17 protein-coding genes are annotated in these 17,252 nt (G+C 70.4%); 7 read left to right on the top strand and 10 right to left on the bottom strand.

Annotated elements, in window-relative coordinates; translation table 11 throughout:
• Positions 1-28: 28 nt before the first annotated feature.
• From IF22_RS0117335 to IF22_RS0117325, 3 genes are all read right to left on the bottom strand, one after another.
• Positions 29-1,819, bottom strand: a complete 1,791-nt coding sequence (locus IF22_RS0117335) for a 3-hydroxyacyl-CoA dehydrogenase family protein (protein ID WP_030333213.1) — start codon at positions 1,817-1,819, stop codon at positions 29-31.
• Positions 1,820-1,969: 150 nt separating this feature from the next.
• Positions 1,970-3,040, bottom strand: coding sequence for an alpha/beta hydrolase (locus tag IF22_RS0117330; protein WP_209444570.1), 1,071 nt, complete (start codon positions 3,038-3,040; stop codon positions 1,970-1,972).
• Positions 3,041-3,120: 80 nt separating this feature from the next.
• Positions 3,121-3,537 (bottom strand): FHA domain-containing protein, encoded by a 417-nt coding sequence (locus IF22_RS0117325; RefSeq protein ID WP_030333209.1) that lies wholly within the window; start codon positions 3,535-3,537, stop codon positions 3,121-3,123.
• 257 nt (positions 3,538-3,794) lie between these two features.
• On the opposite strand from IF22_RS0117325, the gene IF22_RS0117320 reads away from it, so the two are divergent.
• Positions 3,795-5,291 (top strand): aldehyde dehydrogenase family protein, encoded by a 1,497-nt coding sequence (locus IF22_RS0117320; protein ID WP_030333208.1) that lies wholly within the window; start codon positions 3,795-3,797, stop codon positions 5,289-5,291.
• An 80-nt stretch (positions 5,292-5,371) separates the two neighbouring features.
• On the top strand, positions 5,372-6,028 hold the full coding sequence (locus tag IF22_RS0117315; RefSeq protein ID WP_030333206.1) for a methyltransferase domain-containing protein: 657 nt from the start codon (positions 5,372-5,374) through the stop codon (positions 6,026-6,028).
• Between the two features lie 176 nt (positions 6,029-6,204).
• On the opposite strand, the gene nucS is transcribed toward IF22_RS0117315, so the two are convergent.
• Positions 6,205-6,864, bottom strand: a complete 660-nt coding sequence (nucS, locus tag IF22_RS0117310; RefSeq protein ID WP_030333204.1) for an endonuclease NucS — start codon at positions 6,862-6,864, stop codon at positions 6,205-6,207.
• 71 nt (positions 6,865-6,935) lie between these two features.
• Between nucS and IF22_RS0117305 the strand changes: the two genes are divergently transcribed.
• Together IF22_RS0117305 and IF22_RS0117300 are read left to right on the top strand one after the other, a co-directional pair.
• Positions 6,936-7,553, top strand: coding sequence for a DUF4126 domain-containing protein (locus tag IF22_RS0117305; RefSeq protein ID WP_030333202.1), 618 nt, complete (start codon positions 6,936-6,938; stop codon positions 7,551-7,553).
• A 79-nt stretch (positions 7,554-7,632) separates the two neighbouring features.
• Positions 7,633-7,929: a DUF1540 domain-containing protein gene (locus tag IF22_RS0117300; RefSeq protein WP_030333201.1), complete on the top strand. Its 297-nt coding sequence runs from the start codon at positions 7,633-7,635 to the stop codon at positions 7,927-7,929.
• A 30-nt stretch (positions 7,930-7,959) separates the two neighbouring features.
• Here the strand turns inward: IF22_RS0117300 and IF22_RS0117295 are convergent, their stop codons facing one another.
• Entirely contained in the window at positions 7,960-9,966 is a 2,007-nt protein-coding gene (locus IF22_RS0117295) for a protein meaA (protein ID WP_030333199.1), read from the bottom strand.
• Positions 9,967-10,117: 151 nt separating this feature from the next.
• Between IF22_RS0117295 and IF22_RS0117290 the strand changes: the two genes are divergently transcribed.
• The gene (locus IF22_RS0117290; protein ID WP_030333197.1) at positions 10,118-10,969 is read left to right on the top strand and encodes an ABC transporter ATP-binding protein; all 852 of its coding nucleotides are present in this window, start codon (positions 10,118-10,120) and stop codon (positions 10,967-10,969) included.
• Positions 10,966-11,811 carry an ABC transporter permease gene (locus IF22_RS0117285; RefSeq protein WP_030333195.1) on the top strand — a complete coding sequence of 282 codons (846 nt, stop codon included), beginning with the start codon at positions 10,966-10,968 and terminating at the stop codon, positions 11,809-11,811. The genes IF22_RS0117290 and IF22_RS0117285 overlap by 4 nt, the downstream gene beginning before the upstream one ends.
• 40 nt (positions 11,812-11,851) lie before the next feature.
• Here IF22_RS0117285 and IF22_RS0117280 read toward each other — a convergent pair whose 3' ends face one another.
• The gene (locus IF22_RS0117280) at positions 11,852-12,700 is read right to left on the bottom strand and encodes a 3-hydroxyacyl-CoA dehydrogenase family protein (RefSeq protein WP_030333194.1); all 849 of its coding nucleotides are present in this window, start codon (positions 12,698-12,700) and stop codon (positions 11,852-11,854) included.
• A 100-nt stretch (positions 12,701-12,800) separates the two neighbouring features.
• The gene (gene murA / locus IF22_RS0117275) at positions 12,801-14,243 is read right to left on the bottom strand and encodes a UDP-N-acetylglucosamine 1-carboxyvinyltransferase (protein ID WP_030333192.1); all 1,443 of its coding nucleotides are present in this window, start codon (positions 14,241-14,243) and stop codon (positions 12,801-12,803) included.
• Here murA and IF22_RS0117270 point away from each other — a divergent pair.
• Positions 14,242-14,814, top strand: coding sequence for a cob(I)yrinic acid a,c-diamide adenosyltransferase (locus IF22_RS0117270; protein WP_030333190.1), 573 nt, complete (start codon positions 14,242-14,244; stop codon positions 14,812-14,814). The genes murA and IF22_RS0117270 overlap by 2 nt on opposite strands.
• Before the next feature lie 399 nt (positions 14,815-15,213).
• On the opposite strand, the gene IF22_RS0117265 is transcribed toward IF22_RS0117270, so the two are convergent.
• The 3 genes from IF22_RS0117265 to IF22_RS0117255 all read right to left on the bottom strand — a co-directional run bounded on the left by IF22_RS0117265 (position 15,214) and on the right by IF22_RS0117255 (position 17,194).
• A complete protein-coding gene (locus IF22_RS0117265) occupies positions 15,214-15,669 on the bottom strand; it encodes a DUF2550 domain-containing protein (protein ID WP_030333188.1) in 456 nt (151 codons plus the stop codon).
• Between the two features lie 12 nt (positions 15,670-15,681).
• The gene (locus IF22_RS0117260) at positions 15,682-15,963 is read right to left on the bottom strand and encodes a F0F1 ATP synthase subunit epsilon (RefSeq protein ID WP_030333186.1); all 282 of its coding nucleotides are present in this window, start codon (positions 15,961-15,963) and stop codon (positions 15,682-15,684) included.
• An 88-nt stretch (positions 15,964-16,051) separates the two neighbouring features.
• A complete protein-coding gene (locus IF22_RS0117255) occupies positions 16,052-17,194 on the bottom strand; it encodes an LCP family protein (RefSeq protein WP_030333184.1) in 1,143 nt (380 codons plus the stop codon).
• Between the last annotated feature and the right edge of the window lie 58 nt (positions 17,195-17,252).

Genomic DNA, 17,252 nt, shown 5'->3' with positions numbered 1-17,252 from the left:
CGCCCAGCGCCCACGGGCGTTGACCCGGTCAGCGGTGTGAGTGGTCGCGGAAGCCGCGGCGGGTCTTGCGGCCCAGATAGCCGGCGGTGACCAGGTGCTCCAGCAGCGGCGCGGGCGCGAAGCCCGGCTCGCGCAGTTCCAGGTACAGCTCGCGCTGGATGGCCAGCGAGACGTCCAGCCCCACCACGTCCAGCAGCTCGAACGGGCCCATCGGGTAGCCGCAGCCCAGCTTCATGGCGTGGTCGATGTCGTCGGCCGTGGAGTAGCTGGCCTCCAGCATCTTCACCGCGTCGTTCAGGTACGGGAAGAGCAGCGCGTTGACGATGAACCCGGACCGGTCGCCGCAGACCACGCCGGTCTTGCCGAGGGCGGCGCAGACGGCGCGGGCGGTGGCGGTGGCCTCCGGGGAGGTGCGGATGGTGCGGACGACCTCGACCAGCGGCATGACCGGCGCCGGATTGAAGAAGTGCAGCCCCACCACGTCGGCCGGCCGCTGGGTGGCCATCGCCACGTCGATCACCGGCAGCGACGAGGTGGTGGTGGCCAGCACGACGCCCGGCTTGCAGATCTCGTCGAGGCTGGCGAAGAGGGCCTTCTTGACGCTCAACTCCTCGACGACCGCCTCGACCACCAGGTCGACGTCGGCGAGGTGGTCGAGCGTGGCGGACCAGCTGATCCGGCCCAGCGCGGCGTCCCGGTCGGCCTCGGCGAGCTTGCCGCGCACCACGCCCTTGTTCAGCGAGGTCTTCACCGCCTCACAGACCTTCGCGGACTTCTCCGCGCCGCGGGTGACCGAGACGACCTCGTAGCCGGCCTTCGCGAACACATCGATGATCCCGGTGGCCATCGTCCCGGAACCCACCACGCCCACCTTCGCGATGGCGCGAGCCCCGTCGGCGAGCGCCGACTCCGTGGCCAGCGGCGTCGCCTCATCCGGTACGACCACCGGGGAGCCGGGCCGCTCGTAGGTGTAGAAGCCCCGGCCGGACTTCCGGCCGAGCAGTCCCGCCGTCACCATCTGCTTGAGCAGCGGCACCGGGGCGTGCCGGCGGTCCCGCCCGCCGCGCCGGTACATGGTGTCGAGGATCTCGTACGCGGTGTCCAGACCGATGAGGTCCATCAGCGCCAGCGGGCCCATCGGCAGGCCGCAGCCGAGCTTCATCGCGGCGTCGATGTCCTCCCGGGTCGCGTAGTGCGACTCGAACATGCCGACGGCGTGGTTGAGGTAGCCGAAGAGCAGCGCGTTGGCGATGAAGCCGGCCCGGTCGTTGATGGTGACGTCGACCTTGCCGAGCCGGGCGCAGAGCGCCTCCACGTCGGCGACCACCTCGGGCGCGGTGACGACGGTGCGGACCACCTCGACCAGCTTCATCACCGGGGCCGGGTTGAAGAAGTGGATGCCGATGACCTGGTTGGGTCGGCTGGTGGCCACCGAGATCTCGGTGACGCTCAGCGACGAGGTGTTGGTGGCGAGGATCGTGTCGGGGCGGCAGACCCGGTCCAGCTCCGCGAAGATCCGCTGCTTGAGGTCCAGGTGCTCGGGCACCGCCTCGATGACCAGGTCGACGGAGTGCAGCGCGTCCAGCCCGACCGCGAAGTGCACCCGCTCGTGCAGGGCGTCGCGGTCCGCCTCGGCGAGCTTGCCCTTGGCGACCGCCCGGTCGGTGGAGCCCTTCAGGGTGGCCCGGCCGCGTTCCAGGGCGGGTGCGGAGATCTCCACGGCCACCACGTCGATGCCGTTGCGGGCGAAGACCTCGACGATGCCGGCACCCATGGTGCCCAGCCCGACCACGCCTACGGTGCTGAACTCGCGCGCCACGACCCGCCTCCCCAGAGACTCCGCACGACCACTGAACGGCCGCTAAGGTTATGCGCGCGAGTCTGCCACGTGACGGTGAGTTGTCGAGACGCCGTGGCATATTTCACCCACGGCACGGCGCTGCTTTCCGGCCGACCGTCGGGCCGTCGGTCAGGCGGTCGACCCGCTGGTCAGGGCCAACAACTCGGCGACGAACTCCGCCGGGCGCTCCAGGTGCGGGCTGTGTCCGCAGGCGGGCAGCACCACCTCGTGGTACGCCCCGCCGGCCGCCGCGTACCGGTCGAGCACCGCCCGGGTCTGGCCGACCATCGGCTGCGGCGGGCAGGCGTCCGCGCCGGGCCAGCCGGGCACCAGGTCCAGCGACCCGAGGTACGCCAGGTCGAACAGCGAGGTGTCCGAGACGATGACGTCGGCGTCGCCGCGTACCCAGGTGACCGGCGGTTTCTCGGCGACGGCCACCAGGTCGTCGGCGAGCCGGAACCAGGTCGGCGCGAGCGCGTTGAGCACGCCGCGCTCCCCCGGCGCGGTGCCCGGCCAGTTCTCCGACGACACTGCCGTGCCCGGGTAGTTGTCGTCCCCGGTCGCTGTGGAGAGCACGGTGTCCAGCAGCAGTTCCTCGTCCGCGCCGAGCGAGGCGGGATCGGCCACATAGGTGCTTCGCAGGACGGCGCGCGGGCTGGCCGGCGCGTCGGCGCTCCGGTCACGGGCGGCGAGTCGGGCCACGAAATCCCGGTTCGCGGTGCCCGCGCCGGTGCCGGCGAAGTCGGGGGTGGTCGGCGTGCCGGTCAGGTCGCGGGTGCCGCCGAAGCCGTACGGGGAGACCGGCGCGGCGAGCAGCAACGCCCCCACCCGGTGCGGGTGGTCGACCAGCAGGCTCATCGCCACCCCGCCGCCGAGGGAGTGCCCGACCACCACCGGGCGCGCGTCGGCGGCGAAGAGCGTGGGGTCGGCCAGCAGGGCGGCGACGTCGTCGGCGAAGTCCCGCAGGCCCCGGGTGGCGTCCACCGGAGCGGTCGCGGAGTCGCCGTACCCCCGCAGGTCGGGGGCGACCACCCGTAGCGTCGATGGCAGCCGGCGGACCAGCGGCTCCCAGAACAGCGCGGACGAGCAGTTGCCGTGGATCAGCAGCACCGGCGCGCCGTCCGGCGGACCGGCCACCCGTACCGCCTGGGTGATGCCGTTCGCCGTCACGATCCGCTGCTCGGTTTCCATCCGCGGCATGCTGCCACGGGTGTTCGCGCCGGTCCAGGTGTCGGACCGCCATCCAGCGCGGCAGCCCGGTGTGGCTGACCGCCAGGCGGTCAGCGGCGGGTACCCGGCGGTGTGGCCAGGGGCAGCGGCACTGTCGGCCGGACGTCGCGCCGGGACGGGCCGAAGCTGAGCCCCACCGGGTCGGTGAGCGCCACCCCGGGGTCGAACAGGCGCAGTTCGGTACGGCCCAGCCGGATCACGTCACCGTCGGAGAGTCGTTCCACCTCGGTGATCCGCCGGTCGTTGAGCCAGGTGCCGTTTGTCGAGCCGAGGTCCCGCAGGGACGGCCCTTCCGGCGCCAGCCACACCTCGGCGTGGCGACGGCTCAGGTGCGGGTCGTTGATGACCACCTGGCCGCTCGGCGCTCGGCCGATCACCTGTATCTCGGCTCGCATACGAAAACTCGCGCCGCGCATCGGCCCACCCGCGACCGTCAACAGCGGCATCAGTTCCGGATGTTCCTCCATGGACAGTCAGCCCTCCACCCCACACCGTCACTCCGCGCGTCAGCTTGCCATCAGACGGTAGTCGTCAATACCGACCGGCCGGTCAGCCTCTCGTCACCTCCCGGCCACCTGCCGTTCGACGATTCGGGCGGGCCGCGTTCGCCACCACCACGCTGACCTGCACTGATCAACGATCGGCCGGGTTGGTGCGACGCCGGCCCCCCGGCCCCGAATCGGCGACCCTACCGGTGAGTAATCCTCGGGTCTAGACTTCCGCCATGACGGCAGTGCATATCCCGGGCGTTCCGGTCATCGAAGCGGGTCAGTTGGTCTCCACCAGCCCGGCGACCGGCGTCGAGGCCGGTCGCTTCCCGGTCGCCACCGACGCCGACGTACGGCAGGCCGTCGCCCGCACCCGCGCCGCCGGCGAGTGGTGGGCCAGCCTGGGCTTCACCGGCCGCCGTCAGCGGATGCTGCGCTGGCGCGCCCTGCTCGCCACGCGCATCGAGCAGTTGGCCGAGTTGGTGCACGTCGAGGGCGGAAAGCCCGTCGCCGACGCCATCGTCGAGATCGTCACCGCGATCGAGCACATCGACTGGGCCGCCCGTAACGCCGGGCGCGTGCTCGGCCCACGCCGGGTGCGGTCCCGGCTCATCCTCGCCGAGTTCTCCGGGCACCTCGAGTACCAGCCGTACGGGGTGGTCGGCGTCATCGGGCCGTGGAACTATCCGGTCTTCACGCCCATCGGCTCCGCCGCGTACGCCCTCGCCGCCGGTAACGGCGTGGTGCTCAAGCCGAGCGAGTACACCCCGGCCGTCGGCCAGTGGCTGGTGGACAGCTTCGCCGAGGTGGTGCCCGAGCAGCCGGTGTTCACCGCCGTGCACGGACAGGGCGACGTGGGCGCAGCGCTGTGCCGCTCCGGCGTCGACAAGCTGGCCTTCACCGGCTCCACCGCCACCGCCCGCAAGGTGATGGCCGCCTGCGCCGAGTCGCTGACCCCGGTGCTCATCGAGGGCGGCGGCAAGGACGCCATGATCGTCGACAGCGACGCCGACCTGGACGCCGCCGCCGAGGCGTGCGTCTGGGGCGGCATGACCAACGCGGGGCAGACCTGCATCGCCATCGAGCGGGTGTACGCCGTCGACGCCGTCTTCGACACCTTCGTCGACAAGGTGGTGGCCCGCGCCGGTCGGCTGACGGTCGGGCCGCAGGGCACCGACATCGGCCCGATCACCATGCCCCAGCAGATCGACGTGATCCGTCGGCACATCGACGCCGCGATCACGTCCGGTGGGCGCGCCGTGCTCGGCGGCCCGAGCGCCGTGCAGCCGCCGTACGTCCACCCCACAGTGCTGGTGGACGTCCCGGAGGACTCGGCCGCGGTCCGCGAGGAGACCTTCGGCCCCACGCTGACCATCAGCCGGGTCCGCGACGCCGACGAGGCCGTCACCCGCGCCAACGCCCTGTCGTACGGCCTCGGTGGTTCGGTCTTCGGCCGGCGGCGCGCGGTGTCCATCGCCCGGCGGCTGCGCTCCGGGATGGCGTCGATCAACTCCACGCTGACCTTCGCCGGCATGTCCACCCTGCCGTTCGGCGGTGTCGGTGACTCCGGTTTCGGCCGGATCCACGGGGAGGACGGCCTGCGTGAGTTCGGTCGGACCAAGGCGATCACCCGACGCCGCGCCCGGTCGCTGCTGCCGTCGATGACCTTCGACCGCACCCCCACCGACGTGGCCCGGCTCGTCAAGGCCATCAAGGTCATGTACGGGAGGTAAGTGTCGGATAACCGATCATCAAGAAGGATCGGCGTATCCACATGTTTATACGCCGTGGTCGCGGCGGTACATTGCGTTAAATGGGCCCCAATCGATTGCGCTACCGCCTTGTCGACAGTGACCAGTCGTGGAGCGCCCGACGGCGTCGGCACCGCTCGGACTGGCTGGCGCGCACCTTCCCGGACATCGGCGACATGCACGTCGTCGATCTCGGTGGCCGGCTCGGCACCTGGCACCGGGCCACCGTCCGGCCGGCCCGCGTGACAGTAGTCAACCTGGAGTCGCCGCCCACCGTCGTCCCGGACTGGGCCCACGTCGAGCAGGCCGACGCCTGCGACCTGCCCCCGCACCTCGTCAAGGGCAGCTACGACCTGGTCTTCTCGAACTCCGTGCTGGAGCACGTGGGCGGGCACGAACGCCGGATCCGCTTCGCCGCCGCCGCCCGCTCCCTTGCCGACCGGCACTGGGTGCAGACGCCCTACCGCTACTTCCCCATCGAGCCACACTGGATCGCGCCTGGCATGCAGTTCCTGCCGGTCCGGCTGCGCACCGCGTTCGCCCGCCGCTGGCCGTTGGGGCACAAGCCCACCCGCAGCCACGACGCCGCCATCCACCAGGTGCTCTGGACCGAGTTGCTGGACCGCTCGCAGATGCGGCACTACTTCCCCGACTCCACCATGCTGGTGGAGCGGGTGTTCGGCCTGCCGAAGTCGCTGATCGCGGTGCGCAACGGGTAGGGCCTGTTTCGTAGGGGCGGTCGAGCCGAGGCGGAGTCCGGGCGGCGATCCGGCAAGGCGGGGTTTCGTCCGGATACCGGTGTTGTATCCGGACGAAACCGCAACGCCGCCGGTCGTCGTCCGGGCCCGCCGCAGGCCGGCCAGTTCCTACGAAACAGGCCCTAAGGCGCCGGGGGTCAGAAGAGGGTCAGCTCGTCCTTCACGATGCCGCGCAGCTTGTCGTAGTCCACCACCACACAGCGGATGCCCCGGTCGGTGGCGAGCACCCGGGCCTGCGGCTTGATCTCCTGAGCGGCGAAGACCCCGACGACCGGGCTGAGCAGCGGGTCGCGGTTCATCAACTCCAGATAGCGGGTCAACTGCTCCACCCCGTCGATGTCGCCGCGCCGCTTGACCTCGACGGCCACCGAGCCGGAGTTGGCGTCCCGGCAGAGCAGGTCCACCGGGCCGATCGCCGTCATGTACTCGCGGCGGACCAGGGTGAACCCCTCACCCAGGGCACTCGGGTTGGCGGCCAGCAACTCCTGCAGGTGCGCCTCCACCCCGTCCTTGCGCAGACCCGGATCCACCCCCAACTCGTACGAGGTGTCCTGGAAGATCTCCTCCAGGGTGATCCGCAGCTCCTCGCCGGCCTTGTTGACGACCCGCCACACCCCGGGGGCCTCCTCCAGCCGGCAGGGTGGGCTCATCCAGTTCAACGGCTTGTACGCCCGGTCGTCGGCGTGAATGGACACCGACCCGTCCGCCTTCACCATCAGCAACCGGGTGGCCAGCGGCAGGTGAGCCGAGAGCCGTCCGACGTAGTCCACCGAGCATTTCGCAATGACCAACCGCACCCGACGAGGGTAGCCGAGCACCCACCGGTCGCCAGCGAGCGGCACTGGCGCGTCGATGCGATGCTGAGATCGTGTTCGAAGTCCTCACCGGCACCGGTCTCGCCGCCTCGGCGGGGCTGAACGCCTACATACCCCTGCTCATCCTCGGTCTGCTCGGCCGCTACACCGACCTGATCGACCTGCCCAGCGGCTGGACCTGGCTCGGCAACGGCTGGGTCATCGTCATCATGGCCGTACTGCTCGCCGTGGAGGTGGTGGCGGACAAGGTGCCAGTGGTCGACCACATCAACGACGTGGTGCAGACAGTGGTCCGACCCACCGCCGGTGGCCTGGCCTTCGGTGCCGGCTCCTCGTCGGAGACGGTGACGGTCAGCGACCCGGGCAGCTTCTTCTCGTCCCACCAGTGGGTGCCGGTCGTCACGGGCGTACTGCTGGCGCTGGGCGTGCACCTGCTCAAGTCGGCGGCCCGGCCCGTCGTCAACGCGGCCACCGCCGGTTTCGGCGCCCCGGTGGCCAGCACCGCCGAGGACGCCACCAGCGTGGTGGTCTCCCTGGTGGCGATCATCCTGCCGGTGCTGGTGCTCGTCTTCCTGGTCGGCCTGGCCTTCTTCATCTTCTGGTTCATCCGCCGACGTGGCGAACGACGTCGTGAACGGGAGGCTGCCCGTGCCGCCGGCTTCCGCGTCTGACGGCGGGCGGCTCGCCGTACCGGGGTTCGTCAGGCCGACAAAAGCCTAGTATCGGGGCAGGAGCCTAGAGGAGGTCGGCATGACCGCAGCGTTGGAGATGCCCCGAGTCCAGGAATGCGTGGTCGCCGCCTGCGCGTACAACAGGTCAGGTGACTGCCACGCCTTCGCGATCACGATCGGCAGCATGGATCACGCGCACTGCCACACCTTCGTCGAGTCGCCGGTGCAGGGCGGTGTGGAGAGCCTGATCGCGCAGGTCGGCGCCTGCCAGCGCGCCGACTGCCGGCACAACGAGCAGTTGGAGTGCCACGCGTCGTCGATCAGGGTCGGCCCGGACAACGACATGGCCGACTGCATGACGTACGCCGGCCGCTGACCCGCGCCGGCCCGCCGGGGTGACGAGTGATCAGGGCAGGTCGTTGGCGCGACGGATGACCGTCACCAGGTCGTCGATGATGCCGGTGAGGGCGAAGTCCTTCGGCGTGAAGACCCGGGCGACCCCGGCCGCCCGCAGGGTGTCCGCGTCACCGGCCGGGATGATGCCGCCCACCACCACCGGCAGGTCCGCCCGTCCGGCGGCGCGCAGCCCGTCGAGCACCGCGGGCACGGCGGCCAGGTGCGACCCGGAGAGCACGGAGAGCCCGACCAGGTCGACGTCCTCCTCCACCGCGGCGGCCACGATCTGCCCCGCGGTCAACCGGATGCCCTGGTAGACCACCTCGAAGCCGGCGTCGCGGGCACGTACCGCGATCTGTTCCGCACCGTTGGAGTGCCCGTCCAGGCCGGGCTTGCCGACCAACAGCCGCAGCCGGCCGCTGCCCAGCTCGCGGGCGGTGGCGGTGACCCGCTCACGGACCGCCGCGAGACCCGGCTCCCCGCCGCCACCGGTCGCACCGGCCAGGCCGGTCGGTGCCCGGTACTCGCCGAAGACCTGGCGCAGCGCGCCGGCCCACTCGCCGGTGGTCACCCCGGCCCGCACGCACTCCACTGTCGCCGGCATCAGGTTGGCGGTGGTCGCGGCGTCCGCGCGGAGCCGGGTCAGCGCCGCGTCGACCACTGCCGCCTCCCGGTCGGCCCGCCACCGGCGTACGCCATCCACGGCGGCCGCCTCGACGGCGGGATCGACCTGTTCGACGGCGCCCGCACCGGCGGCGGTCAGCGGCGAGGGTTCGGTCTCGGTGTACCTGTTGACCCCGACCACCACATCGGCACCGGACTCCATCCGGCGACGACGGTCGGCCAGCGAGGCGACCAGCGCGCTCTTGAGGTAGCCGGTCTCCACGGCGGCGACGACACCGCCCAGTTCCAGCACCTTGTCCAGCTCGGTCCGCGCCCCGGTGACGATGTCGTCGACCAGCGCGGTCATCACGTGCGAGCCGGCGAAGAGGTCGGGATATTCGAGCAGATCCGACTCGTACGCCAGGACCTGCTGCATCCGCAGCGACCACTGCTGGTCCCAGGGGCGGGGCAGGCCGAGCGCCTCGTTCCAGGCGGGCAGTTGGACCGCCCGGGCCCGGGCGTCACGGGACATCGTCACGCCGAGCATCTCCAGCACGATGCGCTGGATGTTGTTCTCCGGCTGCGCCTCGGTGAGGCCGAGCGAGTTGACCTGCACGCCGTAGCGGAACCGCCGCTGTCGGGCGTCGGTGACCCCGTACCGGTCCCGGGTGATCTCGTCCCAGAGCACGCCGAACGCGCGCATCTTGGCGATCTCCTCGACGAAGCGCACCCCGGCGTTGACGAAGAACGAGATCCGCTGGACCACGTCGCCCATCCGTTCGGCGGGCACCTGGCCGGAGTCGCGGACCGCGTCGAGCACGGCGACCGCGGTGGCCAGCGCGAAGCCGACCTCCTGCACGGGCGTGGCGCCGGCCTCCTGCAGGTGGTACGAGCAGATGTTGACCGGGTTCCACCGGGGCATCTCGCGCAGCGTGTACGCCACCACGTCGGCGGTGAGCCGCAGCGACGCCGCCGGCGGAAAGATGTAGGTGCCCCGGGACAGGTACTCCTTGATGATGTCGTTCTGGGTGGTGCCGGCGCAGCGGGTCAGGTCGGCGCCCTGCTCCAGCCCGACGGTGCCGTACAGGGCGAGCAGCCACATCGCCGGGGCGTTGATGGTCATCGAGGTGTTCGTGTCGGCGAGCGGGAGACCGTCGAAGAGCGCCCGCATGTCGCCGAGGTGGGCCACCGGCACACCGACCCGTCCGACCTCACCGGCGGCGAGTTCGTGGTCCGGGTCGTACCCGGTCTGGGTGGGCAGGTCGAAGGCGACCGAGAGCCCGGTCTGCCCCTTCGCCAGGTTGCGGCGGAAGAGGGCGTTGGTCGCCGCTGCCGACGAGTGGCCGGCGTAGGTGCGCATCACCCACGGGCGGTCCCGCTCGGGCAGCCGCCCCGGGAATGCCGTCTCATCCATGGCCGGAGTCTAAGTTACCGTTCAGTAAAAAGGGCTGTGCAAAACCACACAGGTCCATGTCGGGGACGTCCGGGTGTCAAGTTCCCGCAGTGGCGCGGACCGCCACACCCCGGGCACCATGCGGGCCGGGTCAGGACGCACACTGGACGGCATGGATGACGAGCTGGCCATCTCCGTACGTGGGCTGCGCAAGGCGTACGGCGACAACGTAGCGGTGGCGGGCGTGGATCTCGACGTGCACCGCGGCGAGGTGTTCGCGTTGCTCGGCCCGAACGGCGCCGGCAAGACCACCACCGTGGAGATCCTGGAGGGTTACCGGCACCGGGATGCCGGCGAGGTCTCCGTGCTCGGCGCGGACCCGGCCCACCCGGACATCGACTGGCGCTCCCGGGTCGGCATCGTGCTCCAGGGCACCGGCGAGTTCGACGAGCTGACAGTGGCCGAGGTGATTCGGCACTTCTCCGGCTTCTATGCCGACGCCGACGACCCGGCGAAGGTGATCGAGCGGGTCGGGTTGGCCGGCAAGGCGAAGGCCCGGACGCACACCCTCTCCGGCGGGCAGAAGCGCCGCCTGGACGTGGCGCTGGGCATCATCGGCCGACCGGAGCTGCTCTTCCTCGACGAGCCGACCACCGGCTTCGACCCGGAGGCCCGCCGCGAGTTCTGGGAGCTGATCCGCGACCTCGCGGCCGCCGGCACCACCATCGTGCTCACCACCCACTACCTGGACGAGGCCGAGGCCCTCGCCGACCGGGTCGGCGTGATCGCCGGCGGTCGACTGGTGGAGGTGGCCGCTCCCAACCGGCTGGGCAATCGACAGGAGGCCCTCGCCACGGTCTCCTGGCGTACCCCGGAAGGGACAGTGGAGAGCGCGCAGACCGCGACGCCGACGGCCTTCGTGGCCGACCTCGCCGCGCGCCACGGCGGTGAGGTCCCCGGTCTCACGGTGACCCGGCCGACCCTGGAGGACGTCTACCTCACGATGATCGGACACTCGCGATGACGACCACGACGAAGCCGGCGACGCCGGTCACCGCGACCCGCGGCCGGCGGCCGGGCGCCGGCGCGCTCGCCCTGCGCCAGGGCCGACTGGAGATCACCCAGTTCCTGCGCAGCCGGGAGTCCGTCGTCTTCACGATGGGGTTCCCGGTCATCATGATCCTGATCTTCGCGTCGATCTTCGACGGGACGATCGGCGGCGGAGTGAAGTTCACCCAGTACTTCATCACCGGCATGATCGCGACCGGCCTGATGACGGTGAGCTTCCAGAACCTCGGTATCTGGATCCCCGTCGAACGGGATCGGGGCGTGCTCAAGCGCTACCGGGGCACGCCGATGCCGAAGTGGGTCTGGTTCGCCGGCAAGGTGATCATGGTGATCGTGATCGGCATCGCCGAGACGGCGCTGCTGCTGGCCTTCGCGGTGGCGCTGTTCGACCTCGACCTGCCGGGCACCGCCGGGAAGTGGCTTACCTTCGGCTGGGTCGCCGTGCTCGGGGTGACCGCGTGCACCCTGTCCGGCATCGCCATCTCGTCGCTGGCCCGCACCGCCCGCAGCGGCTCGGCGGTGGTCACCCCGGTCTCGCTGATCCTTCAGTTCATCTCCGGGGTGTTCTTCGTCTTCACCGACCTGCCCACCTGGATGCAGCAGGTGGCGGCGCTGTTCCCGCTCAAGTGGATGTGCCAGGGGCTGCGGGCGGTCTTCCTGCCGGAAAGCTTCGGCGCCCAGGAGCCGGGCGGGTCGTTCGAGCTGGGCCGGGTGGCGCTGGTGCTCGCCCTGTGGTGCGTGATCGGCCTGGTGGTCTGCCTGACCACCTTCCGCTGGACCACCAAGCGCGACGGCTGAGCGGCCGGCCGGGGCGGTTGACCGCCCCGGCCGCCACACCTCAGTACGTGTAGAAGCCCTTGCCGGTCTTGCGGCCCAGGTCACCGGCGGTGACCATCCGCTGGAGCAGCTCCGGCGGGAAGAACTTCTCGTCGGCCGTGTCGGTGTAGATGTTCTTCGAGGCGTGCAGCAGCACGTCCACGCCGGTCAGGTCGGTGGTGGCCAGCGGACCCATGGCGTGCCCGAAGCCCAGCCGGCAGGCGGTGTCCAGGTCCTCCGCCGACACCACGCCGGACTCGACCAGCTTGACCGCCTCCATCACCAGGGCGGAGATCAGCCGGGTGGTGACGAAACCGGCGATGTCCCGGTTGACCACCACGACCGTCTTGCCGATCTCCTCGGCGAAGGCCCGCGCGGTGTCCAGGGTGGCGTCGGTGGTCTTGTAGCCGCGAACCAGCTCGCAGAGCTGCATCATCGGCACCGGGGAGAAGAAGTGGGTGCCGACGACCGCCTCGGGCCGCTCGGTCACCGCAGCGATCTGGGTGACCGGGATGGCCGAGGTGTTGGTGGCGAGCACCGCGTCGGACTTGCAGATCTTGTCCAGGGCACGGAACACCTCGTGCTTGATCTCCAGGCGCTCGAAGACCGCCTCGACCACGATGTCCGCGTCCGCCGCCGCCTCCAGGTCGGTGGTCGGCGTGATCCGCGCCAGCGTCGCCTCGACCTCGGACGCCTCGATCTTGCCCTTCTCGGCGAACTTCTCCAGTGACTTCCGAATGCCGCCCAGACCCCGGGTGGTGGCCGCGTCGTCCAGGTCGCGCAGCGTCACCTGCCAGCCCGCCTGCGCCGCCACCTGGGCGATGCCGGAGCCCATCAGCCCGGCCCCGACGACCGCGAGTCGACCCGCCATCTGCTTCTCCCTCGCTGCGATTGAGTGCCTGCCTGCACCCTAGTCGGCGAGCCTGAACGATGGCTAAGTGGCGGTCGGGACGGGTCGCTGAGAGCCGACCTCAGATCTCCAGCGCCGGCTCCTCCGGCGTGGTGCCCCGCTCGACAGCCACCCCGAGCGCCCGCAGGTCGGCCACGAAGTCCGGGTAGCCCCGGTCGACGTGATGCACGTGGGAAACCTCGGTGACCCCGTCCGCGCAGAGCCCGGCGATGATCAGCCCCGCGCCGGCACGGATGTCGGTGGCCCGCACCGGGGCGCCGGAGAGCCGGTCCCGTCCCCGGACCACGGCGTGATGCCCGTCGGTCTTGATGTCCGCGCCGAGCCGCATCATCTCGTTGGCGAACATGAACCGGCCGTCGAAGATGTTCTCGGTGATCAGCGACGCGCCGTCACTGACCGCCGCCAGCCCGATCGCCATCGGCAGCAGGTCGGTGGCGAAGCCGGGGTACGGCAGCGTCACCACGTCCACCGCCCGGGGCCGCTCGTCCATCCGTACCCGGAAGCCGTCCCCCCGCGTCTCCACCAGCCCGCCGGCGGCGACCACCTTGTCCAGCGCGACCTCCAGGAAGGCCGGGTCCAGCCCGGTCACCGTCACGTCGCCCCGGGTCATCGCCGCGCCGAACGCCCAGGTGCCGGCAACGATCCGGTCCCCCACCGTGGCGTGGCGCACCGGGCGCAGACCGGGCACACCGGTGATCCGCAACGTGGACGTGCCCGCGCCGGCGATGCGCGCGCCCATCTGGTTGAGCATCGTGCAGATGTCGACGATCTCCGGCTCGCGCGCCGCATTGTCGATCATCGTGGTGCCCTGGGCCAGCACCGCCGCCATCACCAGGTTCTCGGTGGCGCCGACGCTGGGAAAGTCCAGCATGATGTCCGCGCCACGCAGCCCGTGCGGGGCGGACGCGATGACGAACCCGTGCTCACCGGAGATCTCGGCGCCCATCCGGGTCAGCCCGGAGATGTGCATGTCCAACCCCCGCGACCCGATCGCGTCGCCGCCGGGATGGGCCACCCGCACGTACCCCCGGCGCGCCAGCAGCGGGCCGAGCACGCAGATCGACGCGCGCAACCGGCGGACCAGGTCGTAGTCGGCCTCCGCGCCCGGCTGTTCGGGTACGTCGATCGTCACCGACCGGGACCGGGCCACGCCACCACGAGCGACCATCGGGTCGACCGGGTCGTCCGCGTCGAACTGGACGTCGCAGCCCAGTCGGCGCAGCACCTCCCCCATGATCGCGATGTCGGTGATCCGGGGCACGTTGGTGATCACGCTGCGGCCGGGGGCGAGCAGCGCCGCCGCCATCAGCTTCAACGCCGAGTTCTTGGCACCGACCACGTGCACGGTGCCGGCCAGTCGGGCGTCACCGCGGACCCGGATGACGTCGACGTCGTTGACCGCCGGATCGCCGGCGTCGCCGGGGCCCACCACCACCGGCCAGCCGGCGGTGCTGTCCGGCCGCGCCGGGATCGTCAGGTCGGGTATCCGTAGGCTGTGCGTCATGGCCGTCCACCTCACGCGCATCTACACCAAGGCCGGCGACGCCGGCATGACCAGGCTGAGCAACAACGAGCAGGTGCCGAAAACCGATCCGCGGATCGCCGCGTACGCGGATGTCGACGAGTGCAACGCGGCGATCGGCGTCGCCCTCGCGCTGGGAAACCTCGACGGGGAGCTTCGCGGCGTGCTGGGGTCGGTGCAGAACGACCTGTTCGACGTCGGCGCCGACCTGTCCACCCCGGTCGAGCCGGAGCCGAAGTACCCGCCGCTGCGGGTGACCGAGGAGTACGTCGAGCGCCTGGAGGGCTGGTGCGACGAGTACAACGCACGCCTGAGCAAGCTCGACTCCTTCATCCTCCCCGGCGGCACCGCAGGCGCGGCGCTGCTGCACGTGGCGCGGACCGTCGCCCGGCGTGCCGAACGGGCGGCGTGGGCGCTGGTGGCCCACGATCCGGACCGAACCAGCACGCTCCCGGCAAAGTATCTCAACCGGCTCTCCGATCTGCTCTTTATCCTGTCAAGAACGGCAAATCCGGCAGGAGATGTGCTATGGGTGCCGGGCGGCAAGCGCTGAACGTCGGCACTCCGCACCACGTCAAGAGGGGGATTCCCGATCTGACCGCTGCCACGCGTCGCCAAGGCCGACTCGTCCTCCGGCGCCCCGCCACGGCCAGGGCTGACCTCCTGACGGTTCAGTGTCTAGATCGACTCGGGTTCCATGAAGTCGGGCCATCCTGGCCACCAGGACACCACGGTTTCAAGAAACCCGAGTCGATCACCGCGCCCGGCCACTGAACAGGCGAGACTCGACTTTCTCAGGCAAAGGCAGGGGATTGATAACCACGCCGGAACGACGCACGGCGTGGCGGACGGGTTTCCGGGGCAGCCCGCCCGGCGCAGGGATCAAGCCTGACCGCCCGGAGCCGGGCGGGCTGCCCCGGAAACCCGAAAGAGCAACCGGCCGAAGAGCAGATCAGGCAGCAGGCCAGTCCTGGGAGGCCATACGCGGCGAGACCGCCCCCGGAGGGGCGGCCTCGAGCCAAGAGAGAAAACCGGTAACTGTCGATCGCGCCATGGCAATCTCCACCGGTGCGTGGTGACTGGTACAGCGGAGAATCACCCAGTCGGCCGGCATGGAGAATCGTTCCTGACCTTCGGGCAACCGGCGGCGCTCCACGGCCAGCCCTTTACGGGAGAGCACCCGCTTGGGCCGGATGGCGAAGCTGAACATGCGGTACCAGCGCAGCTCGTCACCGACGAACCGACCGAAGCCGGGCGACCAGCCACGGCCGTCGAGCATGGTGGAGACCCGGACGCTGAGCCGGATGATGCCACCGCTGCGGGTGACCAGAGCTCGCCGGACGAAGAGGATCAGAAGCGCGCCGAGGATGACGACAACGCCGATTCCGAAACCTTCGACGATCTCCATCCCCGGTGTGGCTCAGCGGCTCTGCGCGGAGACCGGGGTAGCGCTCTCGGCCAGCACGGTGACACCGTCGGCGCTCACCGAGAGGAAGCCACCGGCCACCTCGTAGGCGACCTGCTCACCGCCGGCGAGCTTGATGCGCACCTGACCGGGCTCGGCGAGCTGGCCGAGAAGCGGCGCGTGCCCCGGCAGGACACCGAGCTCGCCCTCGGTCGTCCGGGCGACGACCATCTCGGCGTCACCGGACCAGACCTTCTCCTCGACGGCGACGAGCTCGACGTGAAGCTGCTGTGCCACGCTGTCTCCTTGCTGCGGCTACGGATTGCCGAAAGTCTAGCCTGACGGCGCGGCGCGCCCAACGCGGGTGGGGACAACGACGCCGGGACTACTTGGCCTTGTTGACGAATTCCGGGTGCTCGAGCAGGAACGGGTCGAGTTGCTCGTTGTGCAGGGCGGTGAAGAAGTCCGGGACCCCTTCCTTGAACTGCTCACCCAGGTACTTCTTACCGTCGAAGACGCCACCACCGGGCAGCTTGATCATCTCGATGGTGTTCGGGCGGATGTCCTTCAGGGCGATCCCGAAGTCGACCACGCTGTTTCCCCGACCGTTGAAGATCAGCGACTGCCCGGCGGCGCGGAGCACCTTGTCCAGCTTGATGGGATTGGACACCACGTCGGCGCTGAACGCCTGGCCGACCATGGCCTTGACGAACTGCTGCTGGTGGCGCTGCCGCCCGTAGTCGGAGTCCGGAACGCCGTTCTTCGGGTAGCGCTGCCGGACGTAGTCCAACGCCTGCCACCCACTCAGGTGCTGGTTGCCCTTCTTGTAGACCGCCTGCGGGCCGACGTAGCCCTCACCACGGGTGTTGCCCGGACGCGGCGTGCCGTCCGGCTTCTTGTGCTCGGACCTCACGTCGCGCTCGATGTACATGTCGACGCCACCCATGGCGTCGACGATCTTCTGGAAGCCGGTGAAGTTGATGATCGCGCCAGCGTCGAAGCGCTTGATGCCGGTCACCTTCTGCACTGTGGTGGCCAGCAGCTCGAAACCCCGTGCCGCGTCGGGGTTGGCCCCCGGCACCCTGCTGCCGAACGACATGGCAGCGTTGATCTTCGTGGTCTCGCCCGGGAACTCGGCCTTCTTGAACGCTGGGATCTGCACGTAGAGGTCGCGCGGCAGCGAGAACAGGTAGGCCCGGTCCATCGACGCCGGCACGTGCAGCACCATGATCGAGTCGGCCAGTGGCGCGGCCGTCGGCGTACGCGGGTCGATGCCGACGAGCAGGATGTTGAGCGGACCCTTGATCTCGCTCTTCTTCGCCTGGGCACCCGCCGCCTGGTCGCCGAACAGGTCGGCCTTGCCGACGGCCCCCTCGTAGCGGGCCATGAGCACCTCGGTGCCAACCAGCACCGCACCGCTGAGCACTGTCAGCACGGCGCCGAACACCGTGCAGATCCTGGCCCACCGTGGCACACCTCGCCAGATGGACGGCTTGCGGCCACGCTTGCCGGCCTTACCCACGAGCATCTCCGTTCGTTACGCCCACGACGAGAAAGACGGGCGCACGTCCTCGAAAGGTTGCAAA

The organism is Micromonospora parva (genome assembly GCF_000718515.1).
Classification (GTDB): Bacteria; Actinomycetota; Actinomycetes; order Mycobacteriales; family Micromonosporaceae; genus Micromonospora; species Micromonospora parva.
The sequence above is the reverse complement of the archived record's forward strand: the minus strand, read 5'-3'. Positions and strand labels throughout refer to the sequence as shown.